The following is a 25,803-nucleotide window of genomic DNA, read 5'->3' as shown; positions in this document are numbered from 1 at the left end:
GATCGGAAAAACGCTCCTGTCGATTCGAAGTCGCCAAACAGCACTAGGTTCCGCCGCCGTTCCGGAGATGATGAAACAGGTACGTCTGGGCGTACCCGGCGTACTCACCCCCGAGCCGTTGCCGAATCGCCCGGGACGTCTCGGCGTACGAGCCCCGGTCACAGTCCGGGAAGTACTCCTCGATGGTCGTCTGGATCCAGGTATCCAGGGGTACCGCTTCGAGGAAGCCAAGCGAGAACAGCGCCACACAGTCTGCGACCTTCTCCCCGACACCGACGAACTGTGTGAGTGAGTCACGGGCGTCTTCGTAGGGGCGCTCGCTCGCGTCGGCCGGGTGAGCTTCGCCGCCGGCGACCATCTCCGCGCTTCGCTTGACGTACGGGGCACGATACCCAAGACCTAGGTCCCGTAGTTCCGCTTCGCTGGCGCCCGCTAACGCTTCTGGAGTCGGATATGCGTGATACGTGTCGCCGTCGAAGGTGACCGACTCGCCGAACGCGTCGGCCAGCGCGCGTTGCATCTCGAAGATCCGACCCACACGCATCTGGGCCGAACAGATAAACGAGATCAGCGTCTCGAAGGGAGGATCACGGACCAGCCGCATCCCCCAGTAGCGATCGAAAGCAGCCGTAAGGGGCGATTCGTTCGGCGTCGCCGCCCGGATCGCCGCAAGATCGTCGTCCAGTCGCAGGCGATGTCGAAGCGTCGCGTCTGCGTCGAAGGTCCCTTGCCACTGTAGAGCGCCCCCTGTTTGGCGGACGCGAACGACTTCGGGACCGGAGTGAGCGTCATCGAGTGTCGGTTCCGTTTCGGGCCGGACGACGGTGACGTACCAGGCCTCACCGCCGTCGGGATCCTCGCCCTCGTACATCCGGTCGTCGTCCCGATCCCAGAGATACGACTGGCCACTCTCGACGGTCGCTTGTAGGTCGAACGGGCCGACAGCAGCCTCCGACAGCGTCCCCTCGTGCATTCGATTACTCTCGGAATCGGACCCCTTTGTCGGTTTCGTGTCTCGCGAGGGGCTAACCTTCTTATCGGAGGCGATAGAACAAATTCGTATGAACTGTCGAGTTGTCGTCGAAGCGGCTGTGCCCGTCTACGACGTCGAAACACCGGACGAGGCGGTCCGCATCGCGATCTCGAAAACGGGCGAGATGCTGAATCCCGATCTCAATTACGTCGAGATCAACATGGGCGAACGCCGGTGTCCGCATTGTGGCGACGACCTCGAACCGGCGTTTCTCGCTGCCGACGAGAGTCTGGTCGCCCTGGAACTGGAGATGACGGTCTTCAACGTCGAGCGCGACGAACACGCCGCCCGCATCGCCCGCAAAGAGATCGGCCAGCGCTTAGAGAACATCCCACTGGATGTCCTCGAAATCGAAGAAATCGAGGATGAAGACGACGATGAAGACCAAGCCGAAAGTGAGACCTCAGACGACACCAGCGATGATGTCGACGCGGAGACAACCACGGCGACGACCGACGACCAAACGGACGACTCACGTGAGGACGACGTACTCCCGGAGTTCGAGGAACTCATCGACGAATAGCCGGCCACCGCTGTCGGTCCAGTGAGACGGGCATCGACGGAAGGTCAGCTGGTGGACTTGCCGCCAGTACGTTTTCGTAGCGGGATTACCTAGACGAACCGCTTGCAGTAGCGGGTCTGCGTTCGGGGATTGTGTAGAGCCCGCCGTGGGTCTCGACTGCTAGGTCTGCGAGCGTGCTATCGCCACGACAGACTGTAGTGGCCAGCGACGGCGGGAGACGGATCCGATCAGGCCACAGCCCTACCGCTGGTGGCCAGTCTACCGCAGCCGAAAAGTCGTGTTCAGTCCGCAGCAGCGGAGACGCGCTCGGCGTCTGTCGCCTCGAGTTCGTCAGTGATGCCGTCGGCAAGTGCAAACACAGCCGCCTTGTGGTCTGTTTTGGACTTGTGGATCGATGTCGGCTTGACGCCGAGGTCAGTGTATCGCTCGTGGGTGACCTCCTCGCCTTTGTTCTCTTCGTAGTGGTCACGTACCTGCGCGAGCAGCCCATGGAGATGAATGAGCTCCTGCTTTTTCATGGTCACTTGCCTGTAATGATTCGAGGGTTATAGTACTACTCTGAGTACTGTTACCAAACGTCTCCGGAAAGCACGGCGTCCCTAACGGTTGATTTGCCATATTTATCTCTGCGAATCGGCCCAATCCATTCATTAAACTGAGAGGATTGGCTGCACCATCCAGGAAGTACCGACGTGGGTTGAAAGGTTTTTACTCGCCGGTTAGCAACCAAGGAGTATGGACTACGACGACATGCTCGATCGGGCCATCGAAGAGACGCCCGAGATCGACGCCAGTTCCGAGCGGTTCGACGTCCCCGATCCAGACGTCCGCCAGGAGGGCAACGTCACAGTCTACGAGAACTTCCAAGCGACGACGCGGCGTCTCTCTCGGGACGACGATCACGTGATGAAGTTCCTGCAAAACGAGTTGGGGACCAGTGGTCACATCGACGAAAGCGGGCGCGCTCGCCTCACTGGCGAGTTCCGCGAGCGCCGGATTGCAAACGCGATCGACGCCTATACCGAAGAGTTCGTCTTCTGCTCGGAGTGTGGCCTCCCGGACACACGATTGGTCAACGAGCAAGGAGCCATGTTGCTCCGCTGTGAAGCCTGCGGCGCGCGGTCAGCGACCAGCGGGTAGTCCCTTACTGTAACTCGCGTACGGTTTCGAGGTCGTGCTCGGTGCGCATGAACTCAGAGAGGCGTCGCTGTTCGTCACACGCCGGACAGGCGAACGTCTCGTCGGGCGCGGGAAGGTCACGAGGCGTCGATTCCCAGTCTTTGCCACAGTCGGGACACAACAGACGGACGTACGCTTCTTCCATCTATGCGCTATCATGACAGGCGAGCCATGATAAGCCTTGTCACCATCTTTCCGCCGTTCGGTGGCCGGGCTCCACCTATCGGGACCTACAAGGCACGTCGTGGCCGAAAATCGGCCGCCGAAAAGCGGCTTGATCCGGGAACTCTCTGCTAGCCAGCCAACGATGAGAATGGTCTCAGCAGTGACCAGCGCCGACAATCAGGCCCCGTGGCGCTCGATCAACGAGGCGTAGTGACTCTTGTCACGAACACCGACGACCTGCTCGGCAACCTCGCCGCCTGCAAAGAGGACGACTGTCGGCACACCACGTACCTGATGCTGGCTCGCGAGTTCCTGATGGGCGTCGACATCGACTTTCAGGACTGCCGCGTCGGTCTCTGCCGCCAGTTCCTCGACAACGGGTTCGAGCATCTTGCACGGTCCACACCAGTCCGCATAAAAGTCGACCAGGACGGTATCGTACTCCTCGACTGCGGACTCGAACTCCCCGACGCCGCCGACGTGAACCGGTTCGTCGGGCGAGACAGTCGTGTCGTCAGTTGATTCGTCCGTCAGCAACTCTTCTTTTTTCTGGGCTTTGATCTGTTCGATGTCTTCTGCGTCGCTCATTCGACGACGAGTACGCCCCGTACGAAGTTAAGTATTTTGAACGAACAAAACAATACTGTTCCGGAGGGGCTGTCACGATCTCTGTCATCGAAACCGGCAGAATTCGCACGTCGATGACAGCCACGTCAGCAACCGGAAAGTGCCGCCCACGCCGAAAGCGCCAATCACGAAGGTAGTGATGCACAACTCTCACAACACTTTTGAACGGAACTGCCTAATACTGAGACAGAATGTCAGCGTCGATGGTCGAATATCTCAATCAAGACATGCAGTGTGAGGGACTGTTGGAGTGTGTACACGGACTCAAGGACCTCGACAGGGAAGTGTTCGTCACCTTGACCGACGCCGAGGAGCCAAAGACGATCGACGAGATCGCAGCCGCGGTCGATCGTGAGCGCTCGACGGCCTACCGGTCGGTCCAGCGGCTATTGCAATCCGGGTTCATCCAGAAAGAGCAAGTCAACTACGAACAGGGTGGGTACTATCACGTCTACCATCCAACAGACCCAGACGAGATCGCCGACGAGATGCAGCGGACACTCAACGATTGGTACGCGAAGATGGGGCAGTTGATCGGGGAATTCCGCGAGAAATACGACTGACAGCCGCAATATTTCCACCCGGGATGGGGGGCCAGGGACAGACCGGTATATGTTTTATCAGTGACTGTCTGGGTCCACCAAAGTCCCCGCGAACATGGCCCGCACGTTCTACGACGTCTTGGGCGTCCCCGAATCCGCCACCGTCGACGAAATCGAGTCAGCGTACCGAGAGCGTGTCAAGGAGACCCATCCGGACGTCACCGACGAGGAAGACGCCCACGAAACCGTCCAGCGCGTCATCGAAGCGCGAGACGTCCTCGCGGACGAGGCTGAACGGGCCAAATACGATCGGCTTGGCCACGAAGCCTACGTCCAACAGACGGCACACGAGCCCACAGACGCCAACAACACCGCCGACCAAGCGCCCGACAACCGCGAAGAGACTGTTTCGACAGGCCGTAATCGCGGCGAGTGGACGAGAGACACCCGAAGAGCCGAAGCTGACTGGTGGGAAGAGCCCGCCGACAAACCGCCAGAGAGCCAGAAAACAACGAGTGACCGGACTGTCGGGGAACACGTCGCCGAGGCCGACGGCGAGGGCGTCGGCTGGACAAACGGGTCCGGCTACGCCGTCCGCCAACCGACCGCTTCGAACGAGCTCAACTGGAGCCGGCTGTTTCCGGGCAGTCAGTCGGCCGTGCTCTTGCTCGCAGCGTTCATCTGCTATCCGATGCTCGTCGTATCGAGTGTCTACCCGCCGTTCTCGTTGATCGTCAATCTCGTCGTCGGCGCCTGTACGCTCGTCATCGTGATCTATTTCGTCTCCATCCCCGAGGTCGGGGCACTCGCGTTCGGTTTCTGGAGTCTTGTCACGGCCGGAGCCGTTGGGCTTGGAAGCCTCGATCCGTTCACGTTGGCCGGGGTCCTCACGTTGACAGTCACGTGGGTCCCGTTTGGCCTCTCACTGGCCGTGTTCGCGCTCGTCCGACCGTGATGAGAGTCTCGTAGCGAGGTCGTCGGCGAGCGCCTCGCGAGTCCGGTGGCTGTCTGTCGCATTCGTCTGAACCTCGATGATCTGGGTCCCCGAGGACGCCAACGACTCCCGATAGAGATCCGCAAACGCACCAGGCGTCTCCACGCTGAGGAACGTCGCGCCGAAGAGATCGGCGACCGGCGAGAAATCGAGACCGTGAGGGGTTTCGAAAAAGTCCCTAAAGGGCGGGTCGAACGCTTCGATCGGCAGCATGTGGAAAATGCCGCCGCCGTCGTTGTTCACCAGCACGATCGTCGCCTCGACGTCGCCACGATCCAGTGCCAACAGGCCAGTGAGGTCGTGATAGAACGCCAGGTCGCCGATCGCAAGGACCAGCGGGCCGTCGGTGACGCTCCCGGCCCCCAGTGCCGTACTCGTCACACCGTCGATGCCACTGGCCCCGCGATTGCCCAGGACCCGGATGGACGCCTCCCGGGGCTTGCCGAACCGGTCGAGATCACGGACCGGCATGCTATTCGAGACGACCAGCGTCGCCCCAGCCGGGGCATCGGCCGCGATGTGAGACAGAATCGCCCCTTCGAAGTCGGCTGTCTCTCGGCGCTGTTCGATCAGTGCCCAGTAGGCGCGCTCGGTCTCGGCGAACCGTGCTCGCCACGCCTCGCTCCCGGGTGTCGAAACCTGCGTGGCCAGGTCATCGGCGAGGTCCGTCGGCTCGGCGACCAACAGATCGGTGGCCGTGAATTCGGCTTCGGGCCATCGGCCGGCCGGGTCGACGACGAACTGGCGGGCCTGGGCGTCCCGTAAGTAGTGTCGGCAGACTTTCGACGTAGGCGAGCGACCGAACCGAACGACGACCTCTGGGTCGGGCCAGTCCCACGCCTCGGCGGCCCCAAGGTAGGAATCGTAGCCACCACAGACGACTGGGCCATCCCCGTCGTGGCCGAACCGATGTCCCGAGAGCGGATCAGCCAGCACCGGAAAGCCGGTCGCCTCGGCCAGGGCAGCGAGTGCCGGTCTCGTCGGTGAGGGCTGGTTGGCCGGCCCAGCGACGATCAAGCCGCGGTCGGCGTCCTCGATAGCGTCGACAACGTCGTCGCGGGCCGCGTCCGAGAGGGTTGGTCGGCCAGTGCTGACGTCGACGAACGGCCCCTCGCGCCCCTCGACGGCAAGCGGTGCTCGATCGGCGAGATCGGCGGGCACATCACCTTCGACCGGCGTCGGCTCCAGCGGTTTACGGAAGGGCACGTTGAGATGTACGGGTCCAGGTGGCGTGCCCGTCGCCGATTGGACCGCACGGGCGGCCGTCACACGGAGCGAGCGGAGTGCCCGCGATCGAGGGGCTGGTTCGGGCAGTGTCCGGGACTGTCGGACGGCCGAGCCGTACAGCCGCTGTTGATCGATCGTCTGGTTCGCACCGCTGTCGTGGAGTTCTGGGGGCCGATCCGCCGTCAGAACCACGAGCGGGACGCGGGCAGCGTCGGCTTCGATGACGGCCGGGTGCAGGTTCGCCGTCGCTGTCCCTGACGTAGTGACGATTGCGGTCGGCTCGCCGGTCTGTGCCGCCTGGCCCAGCGCGTAGAACCCAGCCGACCGTTCGTCGAGCAACGACACGGCCTCGACGTCCTCGTGGGCAGCGAATGCGACCGTCAGCGGCGTCGAACGGCTTCCTGGTGCGAGGACAGCTCGATTGACCCCGGCGGCCGCTAGTTCGGCGACGAGTGTCTGTGCCCAAAGGACACTCCGATTGGGCGCAGTCATCGTAAGGCGTCGATGATCGGCTGGTATTTCAGTTGTATCTCGTCCCACTCCTCGTCTGGATCGCTATCGGCGACGATCCCCGCGCCCGCAAACAGCGTCGCCTGCTGGTCCCGCGCCAGGGCGGATCGGATGCCCACGGCGAAGGTCCCATCGCCCGCGGCGTCGAACCACCCGATCGGGGCTGCATACCAGCCACGATCGAAGGCTTCGGCGTCTCGGATCGCAGAGAGGGCCGCGTTCGGCGGCAGCCCTCCGACAGCCGGCGTCGGGTGGAGTTGGGCGACCAGTGAGAGGACGTGGATGTCCTCGGCGAGGGTGGCCTGGATCGGGGTCCGGAGGTGCTGGACGGTTGCGAGCTGGCGGATCGACCGCTCGCCCGTCGCGACGGTCTCGGCGACACCGTCGAGTTGCTCGCGGATCGCTTCGACGACCAGTGCGTGCTCGTGGCTGTCTTTCTCGCTGTCGTGGAGTTGCTCGGCCAGCCACTCGTCTTCGGCGTTGGTCTCGCCGCGGCCCGTCGACCCGGCCAATGCCGCCGTCTCGACGGTCCGCCCGCGGCGAGCGACCAGCCGTTCCGGTGTCGCGCCGAAGAACGTCCCGGCATCGGAATCGTCGGGTCTGAGCGCAAAGCGATAACAGTCCGGATACGTCGATCCGAGTCGATCAATCGCGTCCGGCACCGACAGGGTATCGGCCAATTGGACCGACTGTGCGCCCGCGAGGACGACTTTCCTGAGATCGCCGCGGGCAACGCGCTCGACCGCCGACCTGACTTGTTTCGTCCAGGCACCCCGGTCCGGGAGTTGGGTCCGGGCCAGGATACCGGGTGACCCGGTCGCTGTCGGCGGTTCGGCAGCCTCGAGTGTCGTCTGCCAGCGGTCGAGTGTCCGTTCAACGTCGGCATCGGCCTCGGGACCGACGGCAGCGGCGGTCAGCCACTGCTCGCCGTCACGTTCGATCACTGCGACCGATGGAAGCACGAACCTGGCATCGGGATACCCGCCCCAGTCTGGCTCACCGTGGGACTCGTCTCCGCCGTCGTGGAAGGCAAAGCCACCGAACAGCCGAGGTGTGGCGAACGCCGGGAGTGCCTCCGAGACAGTCCGATTGGCGAACAACTCGCGTGCGCGGTGGCGAACTGTCTCGAAGCGGTCCGGTCCAGTCGCCGTGATCGTCGCCGCACTGCCGAGACCGGTCACTCGCTCACCCGGACCGTGCCAGACGACCCACGGCCGATCGTCGTCACGTCCATCAGCCAGCAGCGATAGTGACGACGCCTCGATCGGCCGACCAGCGACGACCAGCGAACCGTCTCCACCAGCGTATTCGACCGCGTTGGCACGCGCTGACTCCATTCACCACGCCTTAGGGCACAATCCATTAAGGGCTGACGGTAGCCTGTCTCGGCGAAGATTTCGAAATCAGGACGCACAGAGGGGCCAGACGCGTCAAAATCGGCGATTACGAGCGAGGAAGCGGACACCGCAAAATATGCCGTGAGATGGCCGAACGTGAACGTTTCCGACCAGTTTCCGGAAAGAAATTTCTCAGTCGACGAACGAATCGTGCCACGAGTGGCATGCTGCCCGTCAGGCTTAAATGCCCCTCCGTGCAACCCCCAACGACTCGATGGCGAAAGTAGAGATCACAGTACCGGAACATCTCGAGATGCAGATCGCTCAGATGGTCGAAGAAGGAGAGTTTCTCAACCGCGAGGAAGCGATCGAGGATCTCCTTTCGACCGGCCTGAAGGCCTACAAGACAAGCGGGCCGATCGACGACGAGGAGGAACCAGGCTTAGAGGACGACGGCATGATGGGTCACGAAGACGAGTACGTCTTCTGATCGATCGTCTGGTAGGGCTTCTCGGGCAATCCTTAAGCCGGATTCTCCGTAAGTTCAGACAAGGATGCACAAAGACGAGTTGCTCGAATTACACGAGCAGATGTTGACGATCAAAGACTACTTCCGCAAGCAGGAGGCTGTCGATGACAGCCTCTTCGAGCCCTACGAAGAACTCGACGTGACCCCGGCGGACGTCCACATGTCAAAAAGTGAACACAAACATGCGGTGTTCGTCCTGGGCAACGCACTGGCCAACGCGATGAGCGAAGACGAGTTCTCCGATGCCGGTCGCGTGAGCAAGCGGATGAAAGAACTCGCCGAAGACGCCGAATCGAAGCTATAGCTGTCAGTCGGTATCGACACGCTAGGCACCGTCGAGAAAGGTCTGGACACACTCACGGTGGGCAGCTGTCTCGAGGAGGTGTCGCTGTGTCGCTCGTTCCGCAGCCATGGCTGCCACGAGCTGTTCTCGATCAGCTCCGAGTGCGCGCTTGGTCGCTGCCTGAACGGGTCGGGGAGCATCGACGAGTCGACCCACGAGTTGGGCGAGGCCGCGGTGGAACTCCTCGACCCCGAACACGCGATCGAACAGGCCGTACTGGTCGGCCTGCGTGGCGTCGAGTAACGCCCCGGTAAAGAGCAACTCCTTTGCGGTCGCCAGTCCGACGGCCTCGGGAAGGAGATACGTCGCGCCGCCGGCCGGAGCGAGGCCGAGTCGCCGGAAGCCGAATCCGATCTTGCCGGCCGTGCTGGCGACGATCAGATCACAGGCCAGCGCGAGCGACGCCCCTGTCCCGAAGGCAGGCCCGTCGACCGCCGCGATCGTTGGCGCTGGGAAGTGGGCGATCCGACGAATGATGTCGTCGATCGCCGCCAGTCGGTCCAGAAGTGCATCTGCCGAAAGATCTCCGGTCGCCTCCCTGATGACGCCAGTCACGTCCCCACCCGCACAGAACGTCTCACCGGCTCCTTGGACGACGAGACAGCGCGCTCCGGAGATGTCATCCAGGGCGTCTTCGAGGCCGGCGACGACAGCGGGGTTCAAGACGTTGCGGGTCGCTTCCGCGTCGATCGTCACCGTCGCAATGTCGTCGGCAAACTCCGAGCGTACCGGTGTGGCCATTGAAGATAGGTGGGTCCGTCGACCCCAAAAGGATTGAGGAGCCGGACGGCCAGTCGGGTCACCATGACACCGCGGCGCGGCCGAGCCCGTGCATTGACGTAGCTCCCAGACGAGAGTGGGCTTATGCGCATCCACTGGCATCGACGCGACCTCCGGATCGAGGACAACCCGGCCCTGGCTTCGGGCGGCGCCGACACAACAGAGCCAGTACTACCGGTGTTCGTGCTCGATTCGGCCGTCCTCGAGCACGCTGGACCGCCCCGCGTGGCGTTCATGCTGGAGGCACTCGAGGCCCTCCGGTCGGCCTACCGCTCGCTCGACAGTGATCTGCTCGTCGTCCAGGGCAATCCAGTCGAGACGCTCCCCGAAATCGCGACAAAGCGGGACGCGACCACGGTCACCTGGAACCGTGATTACTCCGGGTTGGCTCGCGAACGGGACACCGCCGTCAGGCAGGCACTGGAAGACGCCGGAATCGACCGAGACGCCGACCACGGGGCAGTCCTTCAGGAGCCGGGCTCGATCCGCACCAACGACGGCGACCCCTACTCGGTGTTTACGTACTTCGGGCGCAAGTGGCACGACCGCCCGAAAGACGAGCCGGTCGACCCGCCCACGAGTGACGATCTCGTCAGTATCGAGACCGACTCGTCGATCCCGACACTGGCCGACCTCGACATCGAACAGCCGACCGCGACGATCCCGGAAGCGAGTACCACGGCCGCCCACGACCGGCTCGAAGCGTTCTGCGAGGCGGACATCTACCGGTACGAGGAGCGTCGGGACTACCCTGCCGATGACTGTACATCACGGCTCTCAGCGCACCTGAAGTGGGGAACGATCGGCATCCGGACGGTCTACGAAGCGACCGAACGGGCACTGGAGGCGGCCACCACAGACGCCGAACGCGAGTCTGTCGAAGAGTTCCAATCGCAACTCGCCTGGCGTGAATTTTACGCCCAAGTACTGTGGTTCAACCCTGAGGTCGTCGAAGAGAACTACAAATCCTACGAGCAGCCGATCGAATGGCGGGCGGACCCGGCGGCACTTGCTGCCTGGAAAGCAGGCGAGACCGGCTATCCGATCGTCGACGCTGGAATGCGCCAGCTCCAAGCGGAGGCGTACATGCACAATCGCGTGCGGATGATCGTCGCTGCGTTCCTGACAAAAGATCTGCTGATCGACTGGCGAGAGGGTTATGAGTGGTTCCGGCAGCGCCTGGTCGATCACGACACGGCAAACGACAACGGCGGCTGGCAGTGGGCGGCCTCGACCGGGACCGACGCCCAACCGTACTTCCGGATCTTCAACCCGATGACCCAGGGCGAACGCTACGATCCAGACGGCGAGTACATCCGCGAGTACGTGCCGGAACTGGAGGGGGTCCCGGCGGATGTCATTCACAGCTGGCACGAACTCGATCAAGGAGCCAGGGAGATGCACGCGCCCGAGTATCCCGCTCCGATCGTCGATCACAGCGAGCGCCGCGAGCAAGCACTCGCGATGTTCGAGCGGGCACGGGGAGAAGAATAGCCGAGTCGTCAGGGAAACACGTTAGCCGGCCACCTCACCAAGCTTCTAGGGAGTGTCGATCCGTATCCAGTGTCTGCTTGGCGATTGATAAGGGAGAGCCTCACCGACTTTTGGTAATTGATACCGTGGAAAGCGGTTTTATACTGCTGGACACGGTGCACAGACGTGTGAGAATCCGAACTGGTATCTTCGCAGACGGATCACCGATCAACGAACAGCGGGAGGGAGCGCTCGTCGTCGCGGACGCCGTCGCCGATCCGATACGTGAGCACCTGGACGACGTACGGACCCGGGTACGGTACGCGGCCCTCGGCGCGGGGATGAGTGTCGTTCTCGCACTCGGCGTCGCCTACGCGATCGAACTGCTCGCAGGTATCGCTGTGGGTATCGTCGGCGTCGGTGTTGGGGCAGGATACGCGTATCTCTCTATCGAATCCGAGCCCAACGTCTCGGTCGTTCAGGCCGAGAAACGTTACTGGACCGGGCACGTGGTCCCACAGCCTGACGGTGCGCTGGTCTACGACGCGACCGGATCAGTCGTGCCAACTGAACTTGAAGTCGAACAGTTCGAGGACCTCGCCGGACTCGAATCGAGTACCGCGTCCTTCGGGGCAAATACCGAGTTCCCGATCGTCCAGGATACGAACCACGACGTCGAAAATACGGTCCAGCAGCGACTCGAGACGATGCGGTCACGAGTCGAAGCCGCCGAGACCGTCAGTTTCGAGGCCCCACTCGCCGATACATCTGGTTCGGTCCTCGAGAATGTCACGGCGATTCCGGACGAAGGGATCGGGACGGATGTGCCATCTACTGCTGTGGAGTTCGAGCTCGAAACGGCGACCGAGCAGGCCGAGCAAATGCAGACAATGGAAACGATGGCCTTCGAGACTGACCCTGACGAAACGTTGCAAGCGGTCAAAGACGAAAGTGAAACCGTCGTCGAGTCGCTCACGACGGCCAAAGCGGACGCAATCAGGCGACTGAATGACCACGTCGATGTCGCCAGTGACATCACCTCGATGACGAGTTATAACTTCTATTGTCCGGACTGCATCGAGGATGACGTGTACGCCGAGCTAGATGTAGAATTCGACGGGGGCGAACCAACCTGGTTCTGTGAGACGTGCCGTGGACGGTTCGATGCCGACGACGAGCCGGTGCCCAAACACCGCATGAAAGACGAACTCGTCGAGGAGATTTGGGACCGCCTGTGGATCGAAAAGGACGACGAACGACGGCGGATCTACGAGAACATCGAGGACCAGAAGTCCGATCTCACCGAACGTGAATTCGAACAACGACAGGAGGCCATCCGGACAGCCTGGGATCGGATCAAGGAAGTCCGATCGAAGATTCGCGATCTCGAAACGGAAGCCAAGGCCGAACGAGGAGCGATCACGGAGATCGGCGCCGTCATGACCAAATACGATCGGCTCGCCGCCGAGCGACGGGAAGCGTTCGAGGCGGACGTAGAAGCGGCTCTGACGGAGATCGAGACCGCCACGGAGGAGGCGATCGACGAGATGCGCAATTACGAGGAAGAGAAAATCGAAGAGGCCCAGGAGGAGGCCCAAGAGCGCGCCGAAGTGATCAGAGCCGAGGAGCGCAAACGGCACCAAGAGAAGATGGCCAAACTCGAAAGCATCGAAGAAGTAAGCCAGGAACGGCTCGACCACGAGGAGGAAGTTCACCAGCGCGAGGTCCTTCTCGAGACCCGTGGGGGAACGAGCGCATCCGGGCTAGTCAACAAGTATCACCTCGCGAAAGGGAAGCTGTTCGGCTATTCGAAGGAGGACTGACAATGGCAAACGACGACCTACACCCGCTCTTGCGGGACATCCAGCGAAAGATCGTCAGTGTCCGTGAGGACCTCAAGACGATCATCGGTAAGATCGAAGGGGTGCAGGAAACGATCCAGGACGGCGTCGACAAGGTTCTAGAGGCGATCAACGACAACATTCAGGCCCAGGCGGAACTGAAACTGATGGACAAAGTCGCGAGCATCAGGTCAATCCCGGCCCATATCGAGGCAGAGCGCGAGCAAGTCGAGGCCGAAAAGAAAGAACTCGAAGAGAAACTCGACCGCATCGACGATCGGTACGCACAGCGCCATCAAGAACTCAACGAGAAAGCCGACGACCGCATCCGAGAACTCGGCGACCATATCTTCGAGATTCAGGAAGACGAGTACGAAGACCAGATCGAACAGCCGTTCCACGAGCACGTGACCGAGACCTGGCGCCAAATGCGACGAGACAACGCCGAGATCGGAAAAGAGCACATCGAGGCCTTAGAGAGTGAACTGGACGCGACCCATGAGTCGATCGACGACCTGCTAGAGCGACGCGACCGGTTCCTCACGGAGATCCGGCAGAGTCGTGTCCCGGCAGGCGAGCATGTCGAGTCGCCGTATCGAGTGCAAGTACCATTCTGGACAGTTACCGTCGAACAAGACGGGGAACGCTACCAGCATGTCTACGCGCCGGCAGATCTGACCCGTCAAAGCGACGCGTGGTATCCAGTCGGCCTGCGTGAGCGAGAGGGCCTTGCCCCACTGGTTCGGACAGTCGCGGACGCCTCGGACGCTGAGACGACATCGAAGACAATCCGGAGCGACGCGATCGGGGCAACTGTTCGCCAGTACGCGACGGGCGACGTCGCAGGGCAGATCGACTTCGCTGATACGCTTGAGGACACACTCGGTGAAAGCATCCCGATTGCTGTCGAAGGTGGTGATCAGACGTGAGCAAAATCGAAGAAACCCGAGCCATCGTCGACGAGGCAGAGACATATGAAGGGGCGGTGATTCCGACTGGCCAGGCCGAGATTGAGCGGCCGGTCACGATCCACGAAGACGCGACCGTCACAGATGGTGTCTATGGCCAGGCGGTGACCATCGAACCCGGCGCGACTATTGACGGTCCGGTCATGGCAAAGGAAGGCGTCGAAGTCGACGATGGGTCCGTCAACGGCGACGTGGGAACGCCCGGAAGTGTCTCGATCGAGTCAGGGGTCGTCAGCGGGACGGTGATGGGATCTCGGCTGCGGTTGGTGGATACAACGGTCGTCGGGAACGTCGTCGCGAGCGAAGCCATCCTCGAAAACTGTACGGTAATCGGGACGGTCGTCGGCGAACAGCGCCTCCGGATGGAATCGACGACCTGCTATACGTTCAAGTCCTACATCGACAGCACGTTCGAAGATGTCAACGTGCTGCTCCCGCAAGCGATTGTCGACGGGTCGTTCTCGGTGGAGTCACCGATAGAGGTCCGATCCATCCGGCGGAAAGACCAGTTCGTCGACGACAACGAGGCTGTGCCAATCCTGACCGAAGACGATGCGCGGACGGTAGATGGAACCACGTATCTCACGCTGGTCCCCCGGTTGCTTGATGTCGAAGCCGTCGAGACGCGGATCGACCAGCTGGAATCGTTCCTCAGGGCGGTCGCACTCGCCCAAGACGCCGGGACCACGGTCGATCCGCCTGCCGAGAGCGAATGGGTGCTCGATGCTTTTGACGTGACTGCCGAAGCGTTGGACTTCTCGACACCCACCTGAGCGACAATCGTATCGCCGTCTTTGCCTCTATGTGGTACGTTACCGAATGGTTCCTCAAGCTTTAACAGACATCCGACCGTCATCAAATTTGGAGGAATATCACATGCCAGAACGTTCCAATCCCGAATTGCCGCCCCTGCCCTACGAGTACGATGCCCTCGAGCCCCACATTTCAGAGCAGGTCCTCGAGTGGCACCACGATACCCACCATCAAGGCTACGTCAACGGCCTCGACAGTGCCGAGGCGACCCTCGAAGAGAACCGCGCCGCAGGCGATCATTCGACGACTGGTGGTGCGCTGAGTAACGTCACGCACAACGGCTCGGGCCACTACCTACACACGCTGTTCTGGGAGAACATGTCCCCGAACGGCGGCGGCGAGCCCGACGGCGACCTCCGGGCACGTATCGAGGAGGACTTTGGCTCCTACGACGCCTGGAAAGCCGAATTCGAGGCCGCTGCGGGCGCTGCCGGTGGCTGGGCACTACTCGTATACGATCCTGTCGCCAAGCAACTCCGCAACGTCGCGGTCGACAAACACGACAACGGTGCGCTGTGGGGCTCCCATCCGATCATGGCCCTTGACGTCTGGGAGCACTCTTACTACTACGACTACGGCCCCGATCGCGGGAGCTTTATCGATGCCTTCTTCGAGGTCGTCAACTGGGAGAAAGTCGCCGAAGAGTACCAGAAGTCCGTCGAGCACTTCGAGTAGCGACGCGCGAGCAGTTTTCTGACGGTCGGGGCAATCTCGACGTAGATCGCGTCACTCTCACAGACAGGAAAGTTTTAGCGAGTCGTTCGCTGGATCCGTCGACTCGCTTGGCTCGATGCAGGCGAGCGTTTCGAGGGACTTACCCCGTGAGAGTGGGTACGCATGGCTATGCCACGACCGAAAGCGGACTTCGACGATCTGCGGCCGCTTGCCTTTCGCGAACCGGCGGACGTACTGGACTCAGACCGGATGTACACCATCTACGAGGTCGCGCGTCTCCTCCAGGGTGTCGACCCGGATGCCGAACTCGACGTCGATACCGAAAACGTCCTGCTCGACTGGGCAATCCCCTGGATGCTGAAGTACGCCGACGAGTTCGTCTTCGCGGAGCCAGACAGCGACGCGGAGCCGGGTCACTACGGGCTGGCCGCTGAAGAATGAAGCTCCTGGTGGCCGGTGGCGATCGCGTCGACGCCGGCAAGACGACGTTCTCGGTCGGATTGATCGAACGAACGGGTGCGGCCGGGTTCAAACCGCGGGCGGGCAACGACTACTGGTTCGATCAGGACGACTATCGACGAGCGATCGAGGCCGGACGCCTCTATGGGAAAGACGCGAAGCGACTAGCCACAGCTAGCCCTGGCGATCGTCGCCCCGAGTCGATCAATCCGATCCACCGGCTGTGGCGACCCGACCCAGGGGGTGGTTCCGGGCTGGTTGGGCGGCCGGACCGACAGTTCCTGCTCGATCGAGTCGGTGGGCAGTACCTCCGGAATGGGACCGTCGACGTGCCCGAATCGGCCCGCGAGCACCTCCCTCTCGAGGATGCAACCGTCGTCAAGTCAGTCGACGAACTCGATGGGGCAACCGAGCGACGACACCTCCAAGCACTGACGGAAATTACCGAGACGATCGCGGCTGCCGACCGCGCGGTCGTCGAGTCCTACGGGGACGTTGCACGCCCACTCACTGACTTCGAGCCCGACGCCGTCGCCGTCGTCGAGCCCCGGCGGGCACGGATCTATCCGGGACGACGATATACGAAGGCCTGTACGGTTGCCTCGGGTTCGGCCGCACATGGGCGTCTCGAAGAACGTGTACCCTCAGTTGTCGATCTCGTCGACCCGCTCGCTTCGGTGACGCTGCCGGCCCTGACCAGCGACCAGCGCGCTGATCCGGCGGCCGTCGCCGACGCCTACGAGCCAGCCTACGACGCGCTGGTGGCCGCGGCACTGGAGTGACAGCCGAGAAAACAGCGCCTCACATCCGGGCGGCTCGGTAAGCGAGTTTGATACTCTCGTAGGGATCAGTTGTCACGCTCGGGCCGTGCCCGACGTGGAGTTGCCCGAGATCGGCAGAGACGACATCCAGGACCCGATCGATACTCTCGATCAGCAGGTCGCGATCCCCCTCTTCGAGATCCGTCCGCCCGAAGCCACCGTTCTCGAAGACGAGGTCACCAGCGAACAAGATGCCAGGGTCAGCCCCGTACAAACAGATGTGGTCGTTCTTGTGGCCCGGCGTGTGGAAGGCGGTATACTCGTGGTCACCGAGTGTGACCGTCGCTTCGTCGGCCAGTTCCCGATCGACGCCCTCGACAGTCGGATCGAATCCCCAGACGTCGACGTCGAAGGCGTCCGTGACCGCCGCGAGGTTGCCCACGTGATCGGGGTGGGTGTGAGTCAACACTACGGCGTCCAAATCGTCAGTGTGTGCGCTGATGGCATCGACAACGTCGAAGCCGTTGCCGGCGTCGATCAAGACGGTACGGTCGCCCTGAACCAGGAACGTGTTACTCGTGAATCCCTCGACACCAGTTGCGAGATTGTCGATCATGGTCGGACAGTAGGTGGCGACCACCTTTTGTAGTGTCGGGTTCGCTCGCGGTCCCGTGCCGACCTGAACAGCAAGGCGGCCCCTGGTTTGGCCGGCTCCCCGCGGGCGTCGAAGTCGACCAGACCCACAGTGATATGTAGCAGGAGGTAGTTGTCTCACGGTAGATGGCCGATGTCTGATTCCGAACCGCCAGCCGTCCTCATCGTCGAAGATGAACCGGACGTGGCCGAAACGTATAATCTCTGGTTACAGGACCAATACGAGGTGCGTATGGCCGGCGACGGGAGCGAAGCACTGGAACTGTTAGACGACGACGTTGCGGTCGTCTTGCTCGACCGGATGATGCCGGGACTCTCCGGTGACGAGGTCTTAGAGCGCATCAGAGACAGTGACAGTGACTGTCGCGTCGCGATGGTGACGGCGGTCGAACCCGATTTCGATATTCTGGAGATGGGATTCGACTCGTATCTGACCAAGCCGATCCGGAGTGACGAACTCCACGAGACGGTCTCGAACCTGCTCGAACGCTCCGAATACGACGATCTCCTCCAGGAATACTACTCTCTCGTCGAGAAGCAGGCAACCCTAGAAGCGACCAAGAGCAGCGCCGAACTCGCCGAAAGTGAACAATACGCGACGCTGACCGAGCGCGTCGAAGATCTGCGGGGAGACCTCTCACAGACGCTCGGTGGCGTCGAGAACGACGAAGACTTCATCGCGACATTGCGGGAGTTGAGCAATGGCGACGAACACTGACAGCCCAGAGACCATGTACGACCTCTCATCAGTACTGGACGTGGAGGCACTCGAAGCTGTCCGTCCAGGGACCAGTATCCTCGTCTCGGGGCCGGCGATGACCGGAAAGGAGGCGTTGGCCTACGATATTCTCGCGGACGGTGCCGCTGCCGGCCAGGGCGCGGTGATCGTCTCGACGGGAGACCGAGCCGAAACAGTCATCGAGACGTTCGACGAGCGTGTCAGTGGCGAAGCATACAACCTGGGAATCGTCGACTGTGCTGGCGATCAAAGTAGTGCCGAGTCACGACCCCAAGACGGTATCTTCGTCCACCACGTCGCCTCACCGGGCGATCTGACCGGGATCGGGATCGGCTTCACCGAAGCCTTGGAGGCACTCCACGATCAGGGGGTCGATAGTGGACGGCTCGCTCTGTCCTCGCTGTCGACGATGCTGACCTACACTGACCGGAAGACAGTCTTCAAGTTCTGTCACGTCCTCTCGTCGCGGCTCGATGCTGCCGAGTACCTCGGTCTGTTCACGATCGATGCCAGTGCCCACGACGAGCAAACCCTGCAGGTCATCAAACAGGCTTTCGATGGACTGATCGACATCCGGGAACGCGACGGGACCCGGGAGGCACAGGTTCGGGGGCTCACAGCCGACCCCAGCGATTGGACCAGTCTGTAAGGGGACACGGCCCCTCGAACGCGTCAGTGGCTGCCGGAGGGGTCGTCGCCTGGATCGTACCGTTCGGCTTGCTCCCAGTGTTTCCGGAACTGTGATTCGAGCTCCAGAGCAAACGAGGGATCTTTGACGTTGAGCAGTCCGACGACAGCGTCTGGCTCCATCGGGTTGGTCACCTCGAAACACAGCTCGACGTGATCGAGGACGTTCGGTCCCATCTCTGCCACGTCGAACTCCGAGGTGAACACGTCCGCGACCATCACTACTTCTTCGTCGGCCATCTCGATCCGTTCGAGCAGTAACTCGGTCGCGTCTGCGGTCCCGATCGCCGTCGTCAGGAACCGCTCGTCGACGGTCGTTTCAGCCGACAATTCCTCGACGAGCTGGTCGCCAAGAACTTCGTACCGATCGATTTCCGCACGCAATTCGCGGCTGCGAGTCTCGACCAGTCGGTCGATGGCGACCGCCGGTTCGACAGCGAGATACTGTTTCGGTCGGCTGTGAGTCTGAGCACGCACGAGGCCACGCGTTTCCAGACTATCGAGGACATCGTAAATCCGCCCCTCCGGGACGCCGCTGGCCTCGGCCAGTTCCATCGCCGAAACCGGGCCGAGCCCAAGCATACTCCGATAGGCGCGGTCTTCGTAACTGGACAGACCGAGATCACGCAAATCTGTCATGATCGTCGTTGGGGATGAGAATAGAAATACACTTCGGTGAGTTTGTTTATCCCGATCGCCAGTCGATATTTCTCCCCCCATGCGCCGTATTTTTCCGTATATGCAGACACAATAATATAAAGAAACAAATAAGTAGTTGTTCTAAGTTTGCCAACCGTTATCCGGGCAAGCGGGCCTACGTAAGAATATGGACCGTTCTGACCGGGCCGGACCGAGACGGAAACTAGGGGCAGTCAGTATCGCCACGCTAGTCGTCCTCAGTAGCCTCACTGGCGTCCTCCCAGGCGGAATCGGCGTCGTCAGTGCGGCCAATTCGTCGACGATCGAAGGGACACCGCAGTTGAACGCCTCAGCACCCGACGCGCGGCTCAATCCCGGCCAGAACGGGGCCGTCGGGATCACGATCACGAACGATGCGACCTACGACGACAACAACGCGACCCACCCGTCGGAAGCGCGCTCACGCGCGGGTGAAGCGCGGTCGGTGAGCCTGGACATCTCCGATACGAGAGGGGCACCGTTGTCGGTCGAGACTGGCTCACAGTCGATCGGCACCGTCCAGGACGGCGAGTCCAGTGGCCCCCATTCGTTCAACGTCGTCGTCGACGAGGACGCCGCGGCCGGGACCTACGAGATGGAGGTGACGACCGAATATCGCCACGCCGAACAAGTCACCTACGAAGAAGTTGCGGACGGCGAGTACGCGTACAACGAGACGGTCGTGACCCGAACGGAAACAGATACGATCACAGTGGTGATCGAGCCAGAAGCCCGCTTCGAGGTGGACAGTGTCGACCACGACGTCCCTCTGGGCGGTGAGGGGACGGTCACCATGGAGATTTCCAACACCGGTGACGAAGACGTGACCGAGACGGCAGTCTCAGTGACCTCGAGCGATTCGAACTTCTACTTTGGCTCGGGGACGGCAACGTCCGAGGCAAACGTCGGCGATTGGGATGCCGGCGAGACCAAACAGTTCGAGTTCCGTGCTGGGACCGTCGAGAGTGCCGTCAAGCGTGAGTATCCGATCGATCTGTCGGTCAGTTACACGGACAGTGACGGGGCGCAGACGTCGGCCACTGAACAACTCGGCATTACGCCAACTGACCGGACGGAATTCACGGTCGCGGAAACGAACCACGATGTCCCATTAAACGGTGAAGGGACAGTGACGTTCACGATCGAGCACACAGCCGATAAAGACATCGCTGACGTATCAGTGACGGCTTCGACGGGGGAGTCAGAGCTGTATTTCGGCTCCGAATCCTCACGCTCGGCGACGGCAGTGGTCAGCGAGTGGGAGGCCGAAAAGGAGCGAACGTTCACGTTCCGTGTTGGGACGACCGAAAATGCAGTGAATCGGTCCTATCCGATCGACGTGCAATTCGAGTATACAGACGATGCTGACAACGACAATGCCCGGACCGAGACCGTCGAGATCAGGCCCGGCATCCGCAATCAGTTCCAGATCGGGTCAGTCGACCACAACGTGCCTCGTGACGGCGAAGGGGTACTGGCAGTCAACGTCACCCAAGTCGCAAACAAACAGATCAGCGACGTCGCCGTGACGGCCTCGACGTCGGATTCGGCCGTCTATTTCGGGGCCGAATCCTCCCGCTCGTCGACGGCCATCATCGAGCGGTGGAACAATACCGAGCAACGGCAACTTCGCTTCCGTGTCGGGACGACCGAGGACGCCCTCAATCGGACCTACCCGATTGCGTTGTCCTTCGAGTACACCGACGAGACGGACAACCAAAACTCCCGGAACAAGCAAGTCGAGATCCGCCCGCAAGCGAAAGAGCATCTCTCGATCCACGCTGTCGAACACAACGTCCCCATCGACGGCGTCGGCCAGGTCACGATCCTGGCGAACAACACCGCAGACCGGAATTTCTCGGATCTCTCGGTGACAGCGTCGACGCCGGACTCAGAGGTGTACATCGGCTCTGAATCCTCACGGTCGGGCACCGCAACGGTGAGTGAGTGGGCGGCCGGCCAGGCTCGTTCGATCACCTTCCAGGTCGGGACCAGCGCCAACGCAGTGAATCGGTCCTACCCGCTCGATCTGGAGTTCGAATACAGCGACGCGGCCGATAACAACAACCAGTACACCGACGACATCGAGTTTCGGCCCCGGTCCGAACCGCAGTTTACCGTCCAGTCGATCGATCACGAGGTGCCGATCGGGAGCACGGGCCAGGTCACGCTAACCGTACGAAACGAGGGACCGGTCAATGCCAGTGGGACGACGCTGACGATCGGTTCCAACACGGACGCGGTGTACTTCGGCGCGGGTGGGACTCCCGAGCCGATCGAGGCCCAGGGGGTCGTCCTCGAACCACCCCGAACTGGAACGCCGACGGCCCAGAGCTACGTCGGCAACTGGTCGGTCGGCGAGACCAAAACCGTCTCCTTCCGGGTCGGCTTCGACGAGAACGCGATCACCCGGCGCTACGCCGCCGAGCTTTCGGTCAGTTACGAGAACGAAAACGGCGACGACATGCCCGACCGCACGAAGATGGTCGGGATCGAGCCGCTGGCCGAGCAGCTGTTCGACTTTGCAGCTGTAGAAAGTGACCTCCACGTCGGCGAAGAGGGTAATCTGGTCGGCGAGATCGAGAACGTCGGGAACCGGTCAGTCGAGGGCGTGGTCGTCACCGCCGAGACACAGCGCGAGACCGTCAACTTCTACAACGCTCGCTACGCCGTTGGGGAGCTCGAACCCGGCGAATCCGAGCGTTTCCGACACCGGGTCGGCATCACGAACGAAGCCGAGCACGGACCGCGGTTGTTCGAAGTCTCGGCCCGCTATCGGGACTCTCAGGGCGACATCCAGACGACGGACTCGCGTGACCTCACCGTCGCGTTCGGTCGGGACCGGGACGCGTTCGGACTCGACACCGACGCGACCTTCGAGCCAGGTGCCAGTGGAACGTTGGACGTGACCGTAACGAACCGCCGGAACGAAACGCTCTCGAACGTACAAGCGAAGCTATTCACCGACGACCCGCTCGACAGTGAAGACGACTCGGCGTTCGTTCCGGAACTCGCGCCGGGCGAATCGACGACGGTCACTCTCGACCTCTCGGTCGGCGGCGGGGCCAGTGCGAAAACCTACTCGGCGTCGATGGATTTCCGCTACGACAACGCACGCGGCGAGAGTACGCTCTCGGATACCTACCGCGTACCCGTCGTCGTCGCACAGCCCGAGTCAGGCATGGGACTGCCCGTCCTCATCGGTGGCCTCGGCGTTGTGATCGTGGTTGGCATCGCCGGCTGGCGGTTCGGAGCTGTCGACCGCCTCCGAGATCGGATCGGCGAGTGGCGGACAGACAGCGCCGGGCCCGCCGACGTCCAAGAGTAACAGCACACTGAGAGACCCTGCCAGACCTCTAGAAATGACTCCGCTCCCTTCGATCGACCACGAAGATATCGTCCGAGCGGTCGACAGAGAGATCGTCGACCACTCCGTCCGAGTCATCATCGTCTTCCTGCTGTTGAGTGGTATCTTCGCCGGAGGCATGGCGGGCGTGAGTATCGACGCCGGCACCCAGCGGTTCTTCGAGAGTGTCCCCGAGCATCACACCCAACAGTTCATCGACGACCAGTTCGGCGCGACGTTCGACGCGGGCGAGGACTCGACACAAGTCGTCGTCAGCGACGAGAACGTCTTCTCGAAGCGAGCCTTGCTCCGGATGCTCGAACTGCAAGAAGACCTCGAAGCCGATCCGTCGCTCCGGGTGGGCGACGTAACCGGACTCGCCTCTGGGGTCGCCAGAGTCCTAGACCCGTTGGCGACGACGACAACAGCACAGCGGCAGGCGATCGAGACGGCAACGCCAACGGAGATTCGAGCGGCCAGCCACACGCTGCTCGATCGGCGGCCCCAGGTCGCCCAGCTACTGAGTGAAGACCAGAATCTGGCCGAGCCCCACGCCTCAGCGACGATCGTGCTCGTGTCACACGCGATTCCGGAGGGGGACGATTCGACCTTAGAGACCGTCCAAGAGCGGGTCAAGCAGGTCGCCGAGACGGGCCACGGCGACGTTCGTGTCTTCGGGACGGCGATCCAGGATGCTGGCTTCGATCGGGCGATCTTCGAGTCACTGTCGTTGATCGTCCCGATGGTGACCGTCCTGATTCTCGTGTTCCTGATCGTCGCCTATCGGGACCCGATCGATCTGGTGCTGGCGCTCGTGAGTCTATTGTTGGCTATCGTCTGGACGTTCGGCTTCATGGGCTATGCCGGGATCAGTTTCAACCTCATGATGGTCGCGGTCCCGGTCCTGTTGCTGGGCGTCGGGATCGACTTCGGGATCCACGCCGTCAACCGATATCGCGAGGAGCGAGTCGCCGGGAAGTCAGTCGAGGACAGTATGTCGATCGCCAACCGGCAGTTGCTGGTGGCTTTTTTCATCGTCTCGGTGACGAACGTCATCGGGTTCTCGGCGAACGTGACGAGTGCCCTCGAACCTGTCCGGGAATTCGGGCTCGTCGTCGCGGTCGGGATGGTGTTTACGCTTGCCGTCTTCGGTGTCTTTCTGCCCGCGCTGAAGGTCGTCGTCGATCGCTGGCGGCACTCGAGGGGCATCAGACAGTTTTCGATCACGCCACTCGGTGGCGAGGAATCGCGGCTTGGCGACATCCTCCGATCGAGTGCAATCGTCGCCAAACGTCACCCGCTGATTCTGCTTGCGATCATCCTCCTGGTAACTGGAGCCGCCGCCCAGTCCGCGACGAACGTCGAATCGAAGTTCGAGACCGAGGACTTCCTGCCGTACGCCGATCACCCGCCACAGCTCGATGCGATTCCCGACCAGATTGCCCCCTCCGAGTTCGAAATCACGGCCACGTCGAATTACATCACCGACACGTTCGAGACGACCAACACCGAACAGGTGACGTTGTACGTCGAGGGACCGCTGCGGCGGGATCACGCCCTCGAAGCCGTCTCCCGCGTCGGCTCGGACCCACCGGACTCGTTCGTCCGCAAAGACGGCCACGCCGTTTCACAGAGCATCGTGGACGTCATGGAGAGGGCTGCCCGACAGGACAGGGAGTTTGCGGACCTACTCGACCGCAACGACCTCTCGGAGAACGGCGTCCCCGATCGGAACCTCGATGCGATCTATCAGGCGTTGCTGTCCTCTGAGTACGGGGACCAGGCCCGCCAGTACCTGACCGCGGATCGCCGGGCGACGAAAGTCGTCTACCAGGTCCAAGCCAGCGCCAGCCAGAAGGAAGTCACCGAGGACGCGCGCACGCTCGCCGCCGACGCCCGGTTCGACGCCGTTGTGACGGGCGACATCATCGTCTTCCGGGCACTGACTGAGGCGCTGATGAGCTCTGCGATCATCAGTTTCGCCGTCGCGTTCTTGCTGACAGCGGCGTTCCTGGTCGTGATCTTCGGCCTGCTCGAAGGGCGGTGGTCGCTTGGGCTGGCGACGATGGCGCCGGTCACGGTCGCGATCGTGTTGCTAGTCGGGTCGATGCCCATCCTCGGCATCACGTTCAACGCGCTGACGGCGACGATCCTCGCGATCACGATCGGTCTCGGAGTGGCCTACGCCGTCCACGTCAGCCACCGGTTCATCGACGAATACGACGACAACGGGGACGTCCACGAATCGCTGCTCGTGACGCTCAGCGGGACTGGGGGCGGGATCACCGCGAGCATGCTGACGACCTCGGGAAGTGTCGTCTGTATGACCGTCGCCGTCAACCCGATTTTGGGGCAGTTCGGCCTGCTAACCGGTGTCAGTACGTTCCTCTCGTATCTGACGGCGGTGACGGTGTTGCCGCTGACGCTCCGTGGCTGGGCGCGCGTGTTCGGCTAGAACGTGACGGGAGAGCCGTCCTCACTCCAAAATAGTGTCGAGGAACGACACCCACCGCCGGTTGCTCTCGACGTCTTGTTTGCGGGCACGCTCGGCGAGATCCGGTTCGTGGAGATTCTGTAGGGCTGCGAGGGCGCGATCGATCCCGACGATCGAATCGGCCAGTGCCTCGGCTTCGGATTCGGTCAATGTGGCCGATTCGAGCCGCTCCTTTCGTGCCGCGCGCTCGGCGGTGAGTTTACGCCGAACCTCGCGGACGCGGTCGCGCAACTCCGGAGGAACCGTGCCCTGGCGTTTGGTCTCCCAGACGAATTCCTTGAGGTTCATCTCCGTGCCCTGGATTTGGACCGCCGTCGGGATCTGTTGGCCAACAGTCGCCGACTTGCGCGTCACACGCTCGAGTAACTCCTCGCGTCGTCGATCGTCGAGTTGGCTCTCGTCTCCCGTCTTCCCCATGTAACTGCC

27 protein-coding genes are annotated in these 25,803 nt (G+C 61.8%); 17 read left to right on the top strand and 10 right to left on the bottom strand.

The genetic code is table 11. The annotated features are described in order from the left end of the window. Positions 1-43: 43 nt before the first annotated feature. Positions 44-973: a DNA-3-methyladenine glycosylase gene (locus FR699_RS02185; protein WP_154551990.1), complete on the bottom strand. Its 930-nt coding sequence runs from the start codon at positions 971-973 to the stop codon at positions 44-46. An 88-nt stretch (positions 974-1,061) separates the two neighbouring features. Here FR699_RS02185 and FR699_RS02180 point away from each other — a divergent pair, with 88 nt between their 5' ends. After that, positions 1,062-1,556 carry a DUF555 domain-containing protein gene (locus FR699_RS02180; protein WP_158853689.1) on the top strand — a complete coding sequence of 165 codons (495 nt, stop codon included), beginning with the start codon at positions 1,062-1,064 and terminating at the stop codon, positions 1,554-1,556. Between the two features lie 281 nt (positions 1,557-1,837). Here FR699_RS02180 and FR699_RS02175 read toward each other — a convergent pair whose 3' ends face one another. Beyond that, positions 1,838-2,074, bottom strand: a complete 237-nt coding sequence (locus tag FR699_RS02175; protein WP_154551992.1) for a UPF0058 family protein — start codon at positions 2,072-2,074, stop codon at positions 1,838-1,840. A gap of 217 nt (positions 2,075-2,291) precedes the next feature. Between FR699_RS02175 and FR699_RS02170 the strand changes: the two genes are divergently transcribed. After that, the gene (locus FR699_RS02170) at positions 2,292-2,696 is read left to right on the top strand and encodes a translation initiation factor IF-2 subunit beta (RefSeq protein ID WP_154551993.1); all 405 of its coding nucleotides are present in this window, start codon (positions 2,292-2,294) and stop codon (positions 2,694-2,696) included. 4 nt (positions 2,697-2,700) lie between these two features. Here FR699_RS02170 and FR699_RS02165 read toward each other — a convergent pair whose 3' ends face one another. Further along, entirely contained in the window at positions 2,701-2,880 is a 180-nt protein-coding gene (locus FR699_RS02165; RefSeq protein ID WP_154551994.1) for a hypothetical protein, read from the bottom strand. Positions 2,881-3,077: 197 nt separating this feature from the next. After that, on the bottom strand, positions 3,078-3,488 hold the full coding sequence (gene trxA / locus FR699_RS02160) for a thioredoxin (protein WP_158853687.1): 411 nt from the start codon (positions 3,486-3,488) through the stop codon (positions 3,078-3,080). 230 nt (positions 3,489-3,718) lie between these two features. Here trxA and FR699_RS02155 point away from each other — a divergent pair, with 230 nt between their 5' ends. Further along, positions 3,719-4,090, top strand: a complete 372-nt coding sequence (locus FR699_RS02155) for a helix-turn-helix domain-containing protein (RefSeq protein ID WP_154551996.1) — start codon at positions 3,719-3,721, stop codon at positions 4,088-4,090. Between the two features lie 94 nt (positions 4,091-4,184). Continuing rightward, entirely contained in the window at positions 4,185-5,024 is an 840-nt protein-coding gene (locus tag FR699_RS02150) for a J domain-containing protein (protein ID WP_158853685.1), read from the top strand. On the opposite strand, the gene menD is transcribed toward FR699_RS02150, so the two are convergent. Beyond that, positions 4,992-6,782, bottom strand: coding sequence for a 2-succinyl-5-enolpyruvyl-6-hydroxy-3-cyclohexene-1-carboxylic-acid synthase (menD, locus tag FR699_RS02145; protein WP_158853683.1), 1,791 nt, complete (start codon positions 6,780-6,782; stop codon positions 4,992-4,994). The two genes, FR699_RS02150 and menD, sit on opposite strands and share 33 nt — an antisense overlap. After that, the gene (locus FR699_RS02140; protein ID WP_154551998.1) at positions 6,779-8,137 is read right to left on the bottom strand and encodes an isochorismate synthase MenF; all 1,359 of its coding nucleotides are present in this window, start codon (positions 8,135-8,137) and stop codon (positions 6,779-6,781) included. The genes menD and FR699_RS02140 overlap by 4 nt, the downstream gene beginning before the upstream one ends. 274 nt (positions 8,138-8,411) lie before the next feature. Between FR699_RS02140 and FR699_RS02135 the strand changes: the two genes are divergently transcribed. Together FR699_RS02135 and FR699_RS02130 are read left to right on the top strand one after the other, a co-directional pair. Continuing rightward, positions 8,412-8,627 (top strand): ribbon-helix-helix domain-containing protein, encoded by a 216-nt coding sequence (locus FR699_RS02135; RefSeq protein WP_154551999.1) that lies wholly within the window; start codon positions 8,412-8,414, stop codon positions 8,625-8,627. Between the two features lie 64 nt (positions 8,628-8,691). Further along, complete coding sequence (locus tag FR699_RS02130) at positions 8,692-8,970, top strand: UPF0058 family protein (RefSeq protein WP_158853681.1); 279 nt, start codon at positions 8,692-8,694, stop codon at positions 8,968-8,970. A gap of 21 nt (positions 8,971-8,991) precedes the next feature. On the opposite strand, the gene FR699_RS02125 is transcribed toward FR699_RS02130, so the two are convergent. Next, positions 8,992-9,750, bottom strand: coding sequence for an enoyl-CoA hydratase/isomerase family protein (locus tag FR699_RS02125; protein WP_158853679.1), 759 nt, complete (start codon positions 9,748-9,750; stop codon positions 8,992-8,994). A gap of 123 nt (positions 9,751-9,873) precedes the next feature. Here FR699_RS02125 and FR699_RS02120 point away from each other — a divergent pair, with 123 nt between their 5' ends. The 7 genes from FR699_RS02120 to FR699_RS02090 all read left to right on the top strand — a co-directional run bounded on the left by FR699_RS02120 (position 9,874) and on the right by FR699_RS02090 (position 16,800). Then, entirely contained in the window at positions 9,874-11,283 is a 1,410-nt protein-coding gene (locus tag FR699_RS02120) for a deoxyribodipyrimidine photo-lyase (protein ID WP_154552002.1), read from the top strand. 167 nt (positions 11,284-11,450) lie between these two features. Further along, complete coding sequence (locus tag FR699_RS02115) at positions 11,451-13,085, top strand: hypothetical protein (RefSeq protein ID WP_154552003.1); 1,635 nt, start codon at positions 11,451-11,453, stop codon at positions 13,083-13,085. 2 nt (positions 13,086-13,087) lie between these two features. Next, the gene (locus FR699_RS02110) at positions 13,088-14,032 is read left to right on the top strand and encodes a hypothetical protein (protein WP_158853677.1); all 945 of its coding nucleotides are present in this window, start codon (positions 13,088-13,090) and stop codon (positions 14,030-14,032) included. Then, on the top strand, positions 14,029-14,844 hold the full coding sequence (locus FR699_RS02105) for a polymer-forming cytoskeletal protein (RefSeq protein ID WP_154552005.1): 816 nt from the start codon (positions 14,029-14,031) through the stop codon (positions 14,842-14,844). The genes FR699_RS02110 and FR699_RS02105 overlap by 4 nt, the downstream gene beginning before the upstream one ends. Before the next feature lie 103 nt (positions 14,845-14,947). Then, the gene (gene sod, locus FR699_RS02100) at positions 14,948-15,559 is read left to right on the top strand and encodes a superoxide dismutase (protein WP_154552006.1); all 612 of its coding nucleotides are present in this window, start codon (positions 14,948-14,950) and stop codon (positions 15,557-15,559) included. 168 nt (positions 15,560-15,727) lie between these two features. Continuing rightward, a complete protein-coding gene (locus tag FR699_RS02095; RefSeq protein ID WP_154552007.1) occupies positions 15,728-16,000 on the top strand; it encodes a DUF5827 family protein in 273 nt (90 codons plus the stop codon). Continuing rightward, on the top strand, positions 15,997-16,800 hold the full coding sequence (locus tag FR699_RS02090) for an ATPase (RefSeq protein ID WP_158853675.1): 804 nt from the start codon (positions 15,997-15,999) through the stop codon (positions 16,798-16,800). Before FR699_RS02095 ends, FR699_RS02090 begins: the two co-directional genes overlap by 4 nt. Positions 16,801-16,819: 19 nt before the next feature. Here the strand turns inward: FR699_RS02090 and FR699_RS02085 are convergent, their stop codons facing one another. Beyond that, positions 16,820-17,395 carry an MBL fold metallo-hydrolase gene (locus FR699_RS02085; RefSeq protein ID WP_158853673.1) on the bottom strand — a complete coding sequence of 192 codons (576 nt, stop codon included), beginning with the start codon at positions 17,393-17,395 and terminating at the stop codon, positions 16,820-16,822. A 171-nt stretch (positions 17,396-17,566) separates the two neighbouring features. Between FR699_RS02085 and FR699_RS02080 the strand changes: the two genes are divergently transcribed. Next, on the top strand, positions 17,567-18,151 hold the full coding sequence (locus FR699_RS02080; protein ID WP_154552010.1) for a response regulator transcription factor: 585 nt from the start codon (positions 17,567-17,569) through the stop codon (positions 18,149-18,151). A 13-nt stretch (positions 18,152-18,164) separates the two neighbouring features. Further along, positions 18,165-18,821, top strand: coding sequence for a hypothetical protein (locus FR699_RS02075; protein WP_158855693.1), 657 nt, complete (start codon positions 18,165-18,167; stop codon positions 18,819-18,821). Between the two features lie 23 nt (positions 18,822-18,844). On the opposite strand, the gene FR699_RS02070 is transcribed toward FR699_RS02075, so the two are convergent. Continuing rightward, the gene (locus FR699_RS02070; RefSeq protein ID WP_158853672.1) at positions 18,845-19,498 is read right to left on the bottom strand and encodes a TrmB family transcriptional regulator; all 654 of its coding nucleotides are present in this window, start codon (positions 19,496-19,498) and stop codon (positions 18,845-18,847) included. A gap of 187 nt (positions 19,499-19,685) precedes the next feature. Here FR699_RS02070 and FR699_RS02065 point away from each other — a divergent pair, with 187 nt between their 5' ends. Next, positions 19,686-22,865, top strand: a complete 3,180-nt coding sequence (locus FR699_RS02065; RefSeq protein WP_158853671.1) for a COG1361 S-layer family protein — start codon at positions 19,686-19,688, stop codon at positions 22,863-22,865. Between the two features lie 34 nt (positions 22,866-22,899). Beyond that, positions 22,900-25,338 carry an RND family transporter gene (locus tag FR699_RS02060; protein ID WP_154552013.1) on the top strand — a complete coding sequence of 813 codons (2,439 nt, stop codon included), beginning with the start codon at positions 22,900-22,902 and terminating at the stop codon, positions 25,336-25,338. Positions 25,339-25,359: 21 nt separating this feature from the next. Here the strand turns inward: FR699_RS02060 and FR699_RS02055 are convergent, their stop codons facing one another. Continuing rightward, positions 25,360-25,794 carry a DUF5788 family protein gene (locus FR699_RS02055; protein WP_158853669.1) on the bottom strand — a complete coding sequence of 145 codons (435 nt, stop codon included), beginning with the start codon at positions 25,792-25,794 and terminating at the stop codon, positions 25,360-25,362. Positions 25,795-25,803: the final 9 nt, after the last annotated feature.

Source organism: Halorhabdus sp. CUG00001 (assembly GCF_009797925.1).
Lineage (GTDB): Archaea > Halobacteriota > Halobacteria > Halobacteriales > Haloarculaceae > Halorhabdus.
The sequence above is the reverse complement of the archived record's forward strand: the minus strand, read 5'-3'. Positions and strand labels throughout refer to the sequence as shown.